The organism is Pseudomonas citri (genome assembly GCF_025336485.1).
In the GTDB taxonomy this organism is placed as follows: Bacteria; Pseudomonadota; Gammaproteobacteria; order Pseudomonadales; family Pseudomonadaceae; genus Aquipseudomonas; species Aquipseudomonas citri.
This window is the reverse complement of sequence record NZ_JAODAB010000026.1, coordinates 1-11,049: the sequence shown is the minus strand read 5'-3', so window position 1 is coordinate 11,049 and position 11,049 is coordinate 1. Positions and strand designations below refer to the sequence as shown.

Below are 11,049 nucleotides of genomic sequence, written 5' to 3'. Positions count from 1 at the left end.
GCTATTGACTTAGCTTCGGCACCTGCGTAAATTTCGCGGCCTCAGCGAAGCAAAGGGTGATTAGCTCAGCCGGGAGAGCGTCTGCCTTACAAGCAGAATGTCGGCGGTTCGATCCCGTCATCACCCACCATGTTTCATGAGAGTCTTGCGAAAGCAAGATGGAAGCTGTCAAAAGCCTCCACCGACGCGCAGCGGTAGTTCAGTCGGTTAGAATACCGGCCTGTCACGCCGGGGGTCGCGGGTTCGAGTCCCGTCCGCTGCGCCATATTTTCCGAGTCAGGTTCGCCTGGTTCGAGATCAGGCCCAAGGGTCTTGATCAGACGAGTTAACTGGACGAAAGTCCACAGCGATACGCAGCGGTAGTTCAGTCGGTTAGAATACCGGCCTGTCACGCCGGGGGTCGCGGGTTCGAGTCCCGTCCGCTGCGCCATATCTGCTTCGAGGACCACTGAACGCCTTGGAGCCAGGAAGAAAGCCGAAACGCCTCTTCTGATCGATAGCAAAGACCCTGGTCGAAAGACCGGGGTTTTTTGTTTCTGCAATCCAAGCCTGACCATTCCAGTTTCTGAAAGAGTGGATTGTAGTTTGTGCGCATTCCATCGCAGGTGCATCGGGGGGAATATGGGCGCTCACGCTCACCTCCACAGGGGGTGAAAGAACCCTGACCGTAGCCGCTGGCGCGAAGTTGTCGCTGCCTGCGCGAGGTGACCGCGAATGGATAAAGTCTCAACACCGCAACCGTCGCCCTGGCATGAGGGCGAGTTGACCTTGCAGCGTGCAGTCGGTGCAGTCGACATGATGGTGGGTGTCGGCCAGCGGCAAATGGCCCGGGCGTGGATGCCGGACCAGCATCGCGAGTTCTATGCCCAGCTCCCCTTCGTGGTGTTGGGGGCGGTGGATCGGCAAGGCGATGTATGGGCCACGATTCGCACGGGACAACCTGGTTTCATGAGTTCGTCCATGCCGGAACGCCTGCGCATCAGCCTCCAGCCGCAGTCCGACGACCCTGCCCAGGACGGCATGAAGCAGGGCGATGCCATCGGCATGCTCGGCATCGAGTTGCATACCCGTCGACGCAACCGCATGAATGGCAACGTACTGCGTCAATTCGATGATGGCATTGAAATCTCCGTGACCCAGGCCTACGGCAATTGCCCGCGCTACATCAATCTGCGCCAGTACGCCTTCGTCGATGAGACGGCGGGCGCCGTGCTTGAGTTGACCGGCGCGGACCCGCAGGTACGCCGTATGGTCACTACGGCCGACTCGTTCTATGTCGCGACTTACGTCGTGCGCGAAGGCCAGAACCAGGTCGATGCCTCGCATCGCGGCGGCAAACCGGGTTTTGTGCGAATGGAAGAAGACGGGACGCTGACCATTCCGGATTTCTCCGGGAATCTGTTTTTCAATACCCTGGGCAACATCCTGCTGAACCCCAGGGCCGGGCTGGTATTCATTGATTTCCAGAGCGGCGATCTGCTGCAAATGAGCGGTTCAGCCGAGGTGCTGCTGGACAGTCCCGAAATTGCCGCGTTCCAGGGGGCCGAGCGACTGTGGCGCTTCAAGCCGCAGCGCATTGTCTACCGTCAGGCCGCGATCCCGTTGCGCTGGACGGACACGTCCGAGGGGACCTCCCCCAGCGTGTTGATGACGGGCAGTTGGCAGCAAGCCGCCGAGCGCTTGCAGGCCGAAGCCCTGCGTAGCCAGTGGCGAACGATGAGGGTTGTACGCATCGTGGATGAGAGCCGCAGCATCCGGTCGTTCTATCTGCAAGCCGATGATGGCGCTGGCTTGCCCGGATTTGAACCAGGGCAGCACCTGCCCGTGCGGGTTCGGTTGGAAGGGCGGCAGGCCCCCGTTATTCGTACCTACAGCGTTTCCAGTTCACCGTCCGATGAGTTCTTGCGCATTAGCGTCAAGCGCGACGGCTCGGTGTCTTCGCATCTGCACGACCGGATTCAAGTCGGGGACTGGATCGAAGCCCGGGCGCCCCAAGGGAATTTTACGGTCCAGGCCTCCGAGCGGCGTCCATTGGTACTGCTGGGCGCGGGCGTTGGCGTTACGCCGTTGCTGTCGATGTTGCGCGAAGTGGTCTATCAAGGGAAACGCATCAATCGCATGCGGCCGACATGGTTGATACAAAGCAGCCGTTCAGTCGCCGACCTGGCCTTTCGTGATGAGGTCGATGAACTGGTGGTCCGCGCGGGGGACAAGATCAAGGTCCTGCGTATGGTCAGCCAGCCACCCCTCGACGGCTCGGCCGATAGTTTCGACAGGGCGGGCAGGATCGATGTCGAGCTGCTCAAGGCCTTGCTCCCGCTGAATGACTACGACTACTACCTGTGCGGACCGGGGAGCTTTACCCAGGCGCTGTACGATGGCCTGCGCACATTGCGTATTCCCGATGATCGCATCCACGCTGAAACCTTTGGCCCGTCAACGTTGGTGCGCGATATTGAAGTCAGCGTGCCAGCGGCGGAACAGGTCCCCATGGCCAATGAAGCGGTGAAGGTTCTGTTCGCCGCTTCTGGCAAGGAAGCGCGCTGGGAGCCAGGCACCGGGACGTTGCTCGAATTGGCGCAAGCGCGAGGGCTGAATCCGGAGTTCAGTTGTCGCGGTGGCTCCTGCGGCACCTGCAAGACCCGGCTGAGCAGCGGCCAGGTGCATTACCTGAACATGCCGGCGCAACGATTGGAGGCGGATGAGGTGTTGATCTGTTGCGCAGTGCCGGCGCAGGGGAGTGAGACGTTGGTGCTGGACGTTTGAGTGATGGGGAGCGCTCCTTGGTTCAAGCAGGGGAGCCCGGCTTGTTTTTTAGCAGGTTCGACAGACGTGTCAGCCCCTGCGTCAACTCCTCAAAGGACGGGCCCCCAAGACACAGACGAATGCCAGCCATCGGTTCATTGCGGTCCACCATCACGGACTCTGGCGCAGTTACCCGGATGCTCATCTGGACAGCCGCCTGCGCGACGCGATCCGCGGCGTCGCGAGGCATCGGTAGCCAGATGTGATAAGCGTCCGGGTGCGAGATGAATTCGGTCTCGCCGAGCAATTCGGCGGCGAGGCCCGTTCTGCGCCGCGCTTCATGGCGCAAGTCCTGCTGGATCGAGGCGATGACGCCGTTGGACAACCAGTCTTCCACCACAGCGCACGACAACGGCGACGGGCCCAGGGGGATATCCTGCAAGGCTTCCTGCGCAGCGCCATGCATTTCAGCGGGCAGCGTGAGCATGCCGATCCTCAACCCGGGGCCGAGGGACTTGGACAGACCGTTGACGTGCAACACCCGCTCGGGCGCCAGCGTTGCGAGGGCAGGCGCTAACGCGGATCCCAGTGCATAGACACCGTCCTCAATGATCCAGGCGCCCGCTTGTCGACAGACCTCGACGATAGCCTGCCGTCGCGCCGCTCCCATCGTCGCTGTGGTCGGGTTTTGAAGCGTGGGGGTGAGATAAACCACTTTGCCGGTAGCCGCTGCGAGATGACCGAGGGCTTGAGCGAGCGCCTCCGGCAGCATGCCTTGCGCGTCGGTCTCGACACCTTGCATCCGATAGCCTTTGCGTCGGGCCAGCGCAATCGCGCCGGGATAAGTGAGGCGTTCCGTCAGGATCACCCCGTGGGGCCCGCACGCGAGGTCGAAAGCCAGGGAAATGGCCTGGCGGGCATTGCCCGTCAGCACCAGGTGTGACGGTTCGACCGCGATACCGAGGGTTTCAAGCCAGCGGGCCAACAGGCGACGATGTTCCAGGTGTCCGGCGGGTGGTGAGTAGAGATTGAGATGATCGGCGTCAATCTTGCGAGCGATACCGGCCAAGGTCCGCGCCAGAAGGCGGCTCGTCAACATGGCGGGTGGCACATTGGACGAAAGATCGATCAGTTGCTGCCCGTGTGCCTGCAGGATGGCCACGAACGTTGCTCTTCCCTTGACGCTGCTCACCAGGCCCCGTCGTTCCAGGGCGGCATAGGCTTTTGTCACCGTACCCAGCCCGATCCCCAATTGCCACGCGAGCTGCCGATGAGCGGGGAGGCGGTCGCCACTTTTCAATCGTCCTTCAACGATGTCGTCGGCCAGGGCGCACACCAGGCGTTCTGATGCGTTCGCTTCGATGTCCGCAAGGCGGGGTGTCCACGGCGATTGAAGGCGCATTGTTGGTATCCAGCGAACGAATAGTGTCGCGTGACACTATTTAAATAGTCATGAAGTGTAACGCGCATTATGGTGCTTTCTAAATCACTTGTTTAACCGCGATAGCCGACCAGGGAGTTCCAGATGTTCAGCCATATCACCGTGGGGACGCAGGACCTTGAGCGGGCCGGCCATTTCTACGACGCCATCCTCGCGCCACTCGGCCTGAAGCGGCGGGCCGTCGTGCCGGATGGCGGGCCACCGTCGCTCTGTTGGGTGACGGGCACTGCGCCGCTGCCACGTTTCTATGTCTATATCCCTCGCGACGGTGCCCCGTCGAGCATTGGCAATGGCAGCATGGTCGCCTTCCTGGCGTCTTCGAAAGACGCCGTGGCGCTGGCCTACGCTGCGGGGCTTGCCAAGGGTGGGACGGACGAAGGAGAGCCAGGGCTGCGTCCTCACTATGGCGACGGCTATTACGGCGCCTATCTGCGCGACCCTGATGGAAACAAGGTCCACATCGTTTACCGTGCGGACCTTCTGGCATGAATAAATATGTTCGTGGGTTTCGGGCTCCGTGCCTGGGGACATCCCAATGATCGACCACTCGATCCTGCTCGCCTTTGGCAGCTACGTCCTTGCCGCCGCCAGCCCGGGCCCAAGCAATATGGCGATCATGGGGGTGGCGATGCGTGACGGGCGCTCCCACGCTTTGGTCCTGGCGTCCGGCGTCATGACAGGATCGCTCTTCTGGGCATTCCTGGCGGCGACGGGCCTCTCCGCCTTGTTGGCGGCTTGCGCTCAGGCGCTCTTCGTCATCAAGGTGGCGGGCGGTGTCTATTTGCTCTACCTGGCGATGCGCGCGGGCAAGGCTGCCATGACATCGACCCAAGAGAGCGCCGGGGCGCTAGCTGGACGGGAGGCTCGGCGTTATCTGTCGCTGTACCGCCAGGGCGTGCTCATGCATATCGGCAACCCCAAGGCCATCATGTCCTGGATGGCGATCATGTCGCTCGGGCTCCGTGAAGATGCCCCCGTCGGTACCTTGCCTGCGATCATCGGCGGTTGCGCCTTGCTCGGCATCATCATCTTCGGCGGCTACGCCGTTATGTTTTCGACGGCCAGGATGATCGCCGGCTACACACGGCTGCGGCGCTGGATTCAAGGGCTGTTCTCTGCGCTGTTTGCGGTCGCGGGATTGAAACTTCTTGTGTCATCCCACTGATGCTTCCATGTTTTGAAGCTGCCAGGGAAAACAAAGGAGAATGCCTTGGACCCCGTGATTCAGGTCGTTGACGAGTTTGGCGCCGAGTCGATCTCCGGCAACCCGCTGGCCATGGTCATCAGCCCCTTGATTGAGTAGCCCCACTCATCACGTGGGGCTGCCGAGTGCGGGTTTCACACCCCAAGCTTGTCCCGCAGCCCGTAATACCACGCGCCCAGCGCCGCGAATGGCGTGCGCAGTAGTTGGCCGCCAGGGAAAGGGTAGTGGGGAAGGTCGGCAAACGCATCGAAACGCTCGGCCTGGCCACGCAACGCCTCGGCCAACACCTTGCCCGCCAGATGCGTGTAGGTCACGCCATGGCCGCTGCAACCCTGTGAGTAGTAGATGTTGTCCCCCAGGCGTCCGACCTGCGGAAGACGCGACAAAGTCAGCAGGAAGTTTCCGGTCCAGGCGTAATCGATCTTCACATCCTTGAGCTGCGGGAACGCCTTGAGCATCTTCGGTCGGATGATCGCTTCGATGTTCGCCGGATCCCTCGCGCCATACACCACGCCACCGCCGAAGATCAGGCGCTTGTCACTCGTCAGCCGGTAGTAGTCGAGCAGGTAGTTGCAGTCCTCGACGCAATAATCCTGAGGCAGCAGGCTACGGGCCAATGCCTCTCCCAGTGGCTCGGTCGTAATCACCTGCGTGCCGCAAGGCATGGACTTGGCCGCCAGCTCTGGCACCAGATTGCCCAGATAAGCATTGCCGGCCACGATAATGAACTTGGCCCTGACCTTGCCCTGCGGGGTATGCACCACGGGGCTGGCACCGCGCTCGATGCGCACCGCCGGCGACTGCTCATAAATCACCCCGCCCAGGGATTCCACGGCCGCCGCTTCACCCAGCGCCAGGTTAAGCGGATGGATATGCCCGCCGCTCATGTCCAGCATCCCGCCCACATATTGATCGCACGCCACCACCTCGCGGATACGACGCTGATCCAGCAGCTCCAGCTGGGTATGACCGAAACGCTCCCATAAACGCTTCTGCGACTCCAGATGGCCCATTTGTTTAGCCGTGAGGGCCGCGAATACACCGCCGTCCTTCAGATCGCACTGAATCTGATACTTCGCCACCCGCTCACGAATGATCCGCCCGCCCTCGAACGCCATGTTGCCCAGCAACTGTGCTTGTCGAGGCCCGACGCTACGCTCGATCACATCGATGTCGCGGCTATAGCTGTTGACGATCTGCCCGCCATTGCGACCCGAAGCACCAAACCCCACCTTGGCGGCCTCGAGAATCGTGACCTTGAAACCGTTTTCCAGCAAAAACAGTGCAGAAGACAGGCCGGTGTACCCCGCACCAATCACGCACACATCGGTTTCGACGTCAGCCTGCAGGGCAGGGCGCGCCGGGGCCGGGTTGGCCGACGCGGCGTAATAGGACGCTGGATAGGATGTGTTCGCCATTCTGGAACCTCTGTTTTATATTTTTTACGAGTGCAGCGATCCTACCCGAGATAAAATCCGGCCGCCAGCCACCGCAAAATCCTCCTCCCATGGGCGAAATTAAATATTTTGCATATTCATAGGGTTAGGTGAAAAAAAGGTATTGACACCCCTTCGGAATTCCGTAGAATGCCGCCTCACAGCAGGCACGTAGCTCAGTTGGTTAGAGCACCACCTTGACATGGTGGGGGTCGTTGGTTCGAGTCCAATCGCGCCTACCAAACAAAATCCGCTCTGCTGGGCGGTCTGAAAGGGCTCACCGAAAGGTGGGCCCTTTTTCGTTATGCGAAGTCTGGGAAAGCTTTGGGTGTTCTCCAATGCAGGCGACGTCTTTGAGCGCATAAGGAAATGGTCATGCGGGTTGTCACTTTCGTAAGTTCTTTTGCTGTAGTACTTGCTGGTTGCTCTGGCATACCTTCAGTTCCATACGAAGAGCCTGTTCAATCAGAGAGTGTGGCGCGTGTTCGCGTTATCACGAACTCCAGCGTGTTTGGGGATAGCGTCGTTGGCAATTGTGCTCCTGCTACCCGTCATAAGATGGCTGAAGCCGGACGTTTTGGACGGGACGGGACGGCGAACATCAACTACCCACAACAACCCCTGAAGTCGGCGAGCATTGGCATGCCGGAAAGAGTTGTGCCCACGCTTGTCGAGTATGTCCCTGCAATCCGGATGGGCGAAGGGGCATATAAAGAAGTCGTAACCGAGTATCGCGTCAGGACTGATCTGCCATTCCAAATAGCAACACTGGGCGCGACCATTGCTGGCTATGGCAGCACTTATTCGTCTTGTGGTGGCCAGGCGCTCGTTTACAAGCTGGAGCCCGGGAAAGACTATGAAGCTTTGGCGGGGGTGGGCAGCAGGCCAGGCAAGGATGGCGGGCAAACGCTTATTTGCATGCTGGGGATTTTCGAACTCGCCTCTTTACCCGGCACTTCAATTGTAATTCCCCAAAAACTGACACCTGCTGCGCCTCCGCAGGTGGTCTGCAAGAACTAACAAGCACAGCTCGCCATCGAGCGGGTTTTGCATCTACCAGAAACGAGAAAACCCCGACTAAACCGAGGTTTGTCCCCAGTCTTTGCGACTCGTAGCCGGGTAGTGCTAAATTCTGTGCGCCCTGCGTGTGGGCTCATCTGGCTCCGCGAGAATACCTAACTGCTCTCCCAACCGTTTTTGTGGATACGGAAATTCAATGAACAACTCCAAGCTCTCGATTGCACTGTCCTGCGCTGTTGCCATTTCGACGTTGAGCGGATGCGCTGCCTCGGTAAAAAGCGGTGGAACTGAAGCGCTCGTCATTCAGGAATCCGCCAAGCAGAACCTGGTCGTCAACTTTCAAGGAAATAGCAAGGTTCTACAAAACGAGGACTGGCCTCGCTTGAAGCAGGAATGGAATGAGGCCCTGCAAGCCGAAGCGACTCGCGCCGGCTACAGCCTCACAGAGACCCAGGCATCGAGCCTCCAGGGAAAGGACGGGGTCGGTATCAAGATCAATGTGACCAACTTCCGTTACCTGACCCCTGGCGCACGCTACGGAGCCGGGGTCATGGTAGGCAATGCGTGGGTCAATTCCAGTGCGGATTACTCGGACTTGAAATCAGGCCAGCTGATTGGCACTCGGACGTATGACACGTCGTCGTCCGCTTGGGAAGGGGTCATGTCGGCCATGACCCAAAAGCAGGTCCAGGCTATTTCGCAGCAAATCATCAGCGACATCAAGAGCGCAAAAGCCAAGTAACCTGGGAGGCGGGGACAGGCTCGCAGAACCAAAACCAGAAAATGAAGTCTTCATTTAGGTTTGCAGCCATTAACGAAAACGGACGATAAGTTATGAGCCTGATTGACTGCCCTGAATGCTCTGCGAAAATTTCCGATAAAGCCCACGCCTGCCCACACTGCGGCAACCCTTTCCGGGAGGCGCCCTCCAGCCGCTATTTCAGTGAGAAAAACATCGGCCAGATTGCTGGAGTGACTGGCATATGGCTTACCGCTCCGTGGTTGGCGCGCATGGTATTCGGGATCGTTCTGGTGATAGCCGTTGCGGCAGTCTTCATCTTGCGTTGAATCGCGCCTCCCAGAAAATCCAGCTCTGGTGGACGGTCTCTGGAAGGGTCAACCGATAGGTTGGCCCTTTTTTGCGGCTGGAGCTTGGCAGGTTTTGGGACTATTCGTGACGTACTATTGACCGGAGCGCAACGCCAGCTCCCCTACACTCAGTCTGTCGATGACCGAGGCGTCCCGGTGCGAATGGTTGAGCGTTAGCCGGTCGGGACATTTGCAAAGCATTCTGGCGTGCGATGTATTCGCGTTGGAGCTTATGAAACAACGCCTTGAGGAAAGATTGATCAATGCCGAAGAAACTTCAGGAAAGCAAAGCAGCGACGGCTGCTGACATCGAGCGTTCCATCCAGGCGCTGAACAAAGTGGCTGAACGGCTTTGGGGCGATGGTCGGGAAGCTGAGGCGAAAGCGCTACTCGATGCCTTGGATGCTTTAAACCGGGCGCTTGATCGGATCAGGATTGGAGAGAGTCGCAGGGTTTTGCATTGAAGGGCGGTAGGCCGTTTGGGAAAGACGAGCTTACGCCATCAAAACCTCAGAATTTCTTGACTAGTGGCAAATTGATGCTAATTATTTTCTAAGGCGCTTGATACTTTGGAGCTTGGATGTGTAGAAGTGCTTTCCGCTTGCCCAGCAATCAATAGCTAGCTGCTCGGTTAGATGGCAAGGACGAGAAGGACGGCATGTAAATACAGAAACCCACCTATGCACTCGACCCTACCGGTGCACAAGTCTTCAAAGCAGCAAATCACGCTTGGGCTGTCTTGCTGCTCGCGTTCAATAAAAATCAAGGAAGAAGAGTCATGAGGTTTTCTGCATTCGGTATGATCTGGCTGCTGTCATTCAGCGTGTTCTTTGCTGGATGCGCCTCTTCGGTTTCGTTTCCGGCTCCAGTTTCCGGCTCCGAGGAGGTGTCTTATCCAATGCCGGAATCTGTACAGAAGACTGAAACCTTTGCGGCGGTGAAGGTCAGTTATGCGACGAATAGAAAAAAAGCAGCGGATGGCAGCCTATTGCCTGAGTTGAATGTGTCCGGTGATCCTCTGTCTTATGGTCAGGAGACCGTCCTGATTCCTTTGAAAAGGGAAGTGGGGAGTTTTAAGGATTCGCATAGCCCTGCATTCAAAGTGTTGATGAAGTTTGGAGTGGTGGACGAGCAGGATGACCCGATTATCACCTTGCTGGATGACAAATCACTGACGTTGTCTGAGGCTGACTTCTTTAAGCAGTTCAAGTCAACGAATGGTATTAAAAGCAACGATGTATTGCTTTTCGTACATGGTTTTAACGTGAAGTTTGACGATGCGGTCAAGCGCGCCGCTCAGGTTTCCTATGACATTAATCCGGCTTTGCAGCCGGTGGTGTTCAGTTGGCCGTCTATTGGAGATCCGTTGAAGTACAATCGTGATTTCGGCAGGGCCTTGGACTCCGTGGATGATTTCGAAAAATTCATGTTAAAGCTGGCGACCTCTACGCAGGGGCGGCGAATTCATATCCTGGCGCATAGCATGGGGTCAAAAGTCGTCATTCCGGCATTGGCTAGACTCTATTCCACCCATACAAAGCTATTGGATAAAAAACTGAGCAATATCATACTGGCTGCACCTGATTTTCCCAGGGAGACGTTCATTTCAAAATATAAGACAGCGTTCAGTAAGTTTGGTCGTGCAACCGTTTACATGTCGTCGGAGGACAAGGCGCTGCTACTTTCCTCCAGCACCTATCTGGCTGATCGGGAAATGCTTGGCTTTAGTGGTCCTGAAGGTTTTTACTCTCCTGGCATCGACTCGGTCGATATCACTCGTGCGGGGGGTATTGATGATCTTCTTGGGCATTCAAAGTATGGTAGTTCGGCGCGTGTGCTAGTGGATATGCAAGATATGATCGGGAAAAATTTGAGGGCCAACAAAAGAAAAGGTTTTATTGTTGAACCGCCTTACCCGTATTTTTTTCTACAGCCGTAGTGGTTTTGGAGATCACCCACGGCATTGATCTTCAGTTCCACGAAGAAGAAATGCCGGGTTGGTTTGTGAACACCTATGTGGATAAGGTTTTTTAAAGCCGGGACTGTCAGATTTTTTGTGTTCGGGCCGGTAGCGGCCTGCCGTCAGGCAGGCCTTGATTTCACCAGGTCGGCCT

10 protein-coding genes and 4 tRNA genes are annotated in these 11,049 nt (G+C 57.7%); 12 read left to right on the top strand and 2 right to left on the bottom strand.

Annotated elements, in window-relative coordinates; all coding sequences use genetic code 11:
* The first annotated feature begins 54 nt into the window (after nt 1–54).
* The 4 genes from N4Q37_RS22665 to N4Q37_RS22650 all read left to right on the top strand — a co-directional run bounded on the left by N4Q37_RS22665 (nt 55) and on the right by N4Q37_RS22650 (nt 2,766).
* A tRNA-Val gene (locus tag N4Q37_RS22665) sits at nt 55–130 on the top strand.
* Nucleotides 131–188: 58 nt separating this feature from the next.
* Nucleotides 189–265 (top strand) — tRNA-Asp (locus tag N4Q37_RS22660).
* 88 nt (nt 266–353) lie between these two features.
* A tRNA-Asp gene (locus tag N4Q37_RS22655) sits at nt 354–430 on the top strand.
* 284 nt (nt 431–714) lie between these two features.
* Complete coding sequence (locus tag N4Q37_RS22650; RefSeq protein ID WP_260961879.1) at nt 715–2,766, top strand: FAD-binding oxidoreductase; 2,052 nt, start codon at nt 715–717, stop codon at nt 2,764–2,766.
* A gap of 22 nt (nt 2,767–2,788) precedes the next feature.
* On the opposite strand, the gene N4Q37_RS22645 is transcribed toward N4Q37_RS22650, so the two are convergent.
* Complete coding sequence (locus N4Q37_RS22645) at nt 2,789–4,147, bottom strand: aminotransferase-like domain-containing protein (protein WP_260961878.1); 1,359 nt, start codon at nt 4,145–4,147, stop codon at nt 2,789–2,791.
* A gap of 123 nt (nt 4,148–4,270) precedes the next feature.
* Between N4Q37_RS22645 and N4Q37_RS22640 the strand changes: the two genes are divergently transcribed.
* Nucleotides 4,271–4,675: a VOC family protein gene (locus N4Q37_RS22640; RefSeq protein WP_260961877.1), complete on the top strand. Its 405-nt coding sequence runs from the start codon at nt 4,271–4,273 to the stop codon at nt 4,673–4,675.
* A gap of 46 nt (nt 4,676–4,721) precedes the next feature.
* Complete coding sequence (locus N4Q37_RS22635) at nt 4,722–5,351, top strand: LysE family translocator (RefSeq protein ID WP_260961875.1); 630 nt, start codon at nt 4,722–4,724, stop codon at nt 5,349–5,351.
* Nucleotides 5,352–5,524: 173 nt separating this feature from the next.
* Here N4Q37_RS22635 and N4Q37_RS22630 read toward each other — a convergent pair whose 3' ends face one another.
* Nucleotides 5,525–6,808 (bottom strand): NAD(P)/FAD-dependent oxidoreductase, encoded by a 1,284-nt coding sequence (locus N4Q37_RS22630; RefSeq protein WP_260961873.1) that lies wholly within the window; start codon nt 6,806–6,808, stop codon nt 5,525–5,527.
* A gap of 183 nt (nt 6,809–6,991) precedes the next feature.
* Between N4Q37_RS22630 and N4Q37_RS22625 the strand changes: the two genes are divergently transcribed.
* The 6 genes from N4Q37_RS22625 to N4Q37_RS22600 all read left to right on the top strand — a co-directional run bounded on the left by N4Q37_RS22625 (nt 6,992) and on the right by N4Q37_RS22600 (nt 10,874).
* Nucleotides 6,992–7,068 (top strand) — tRNA-Val (locus N4Q37_RS22625).
* Nucleotides 7,069–7,201: 133 nt separating this feature from the next.
* The gene (locus N4Q37_RS22620; RefSeq protein WP_260961872.1) at nt 7,202–7,846 is read left to right on the top strand and encodes a hypothetical protein; all 645 of its coding nucleotides are present in this window, start codon (nt 7,202–7,204) and stop codon (nt 7,844–7,846) included.
* Nucleotides 7,847–8,042: 196 nt separating this feature from the next.
* Nucleotides 8,043–8,588 (top strand): hypothetical protein, encoded by a 546-nt coding sequence (locus N4Q37_RS22615; protein ID WP_260961870.1) that lies wholly within the window; start codon nt 8,043–8,045, stop codon nt 8,586–8,588.
* 92 nt (nt 8,589–8,680) lie between these two features.
* The gene (locus N4Q37_RS22610) at nt 8,681–8,914 is read left to right on the top strand and encodes a zinc ribbon domain-containing protein (protein WP_260961868.1); all 234 of its coding nucleotides are present in this window, start codon (nt 8,681–8,683) and stop codon (nt 8,912–8,914) included.
* 284 nt (nt 8,915–9,198) lie between these two features.
* Complete coding sequence (locus N4Q37_RS22605) at nt 9,199–9,399, top strand: hypothetical protein (protein ID WP_260961866.1); 201 nt, start codon at nt 9,199–9,201, stop codon at nt 9,397–9,399.
* A 314-nt stretch (nt 9,400–9,713) separates the two neighbouring features.
* A complete protein-coding gene (locus tag N4Q37_RS22600; RefSeq protein ID WP_260961865.1) occupies nt 9,714–10,874 on the top strand; it encodes an alpha/beta hydrolase in 1,161 nt (386 codons plus the stop codon).
* The last annotated feature ends 175 nt before the right edge of the window (nt 10,875–11,049 follow it).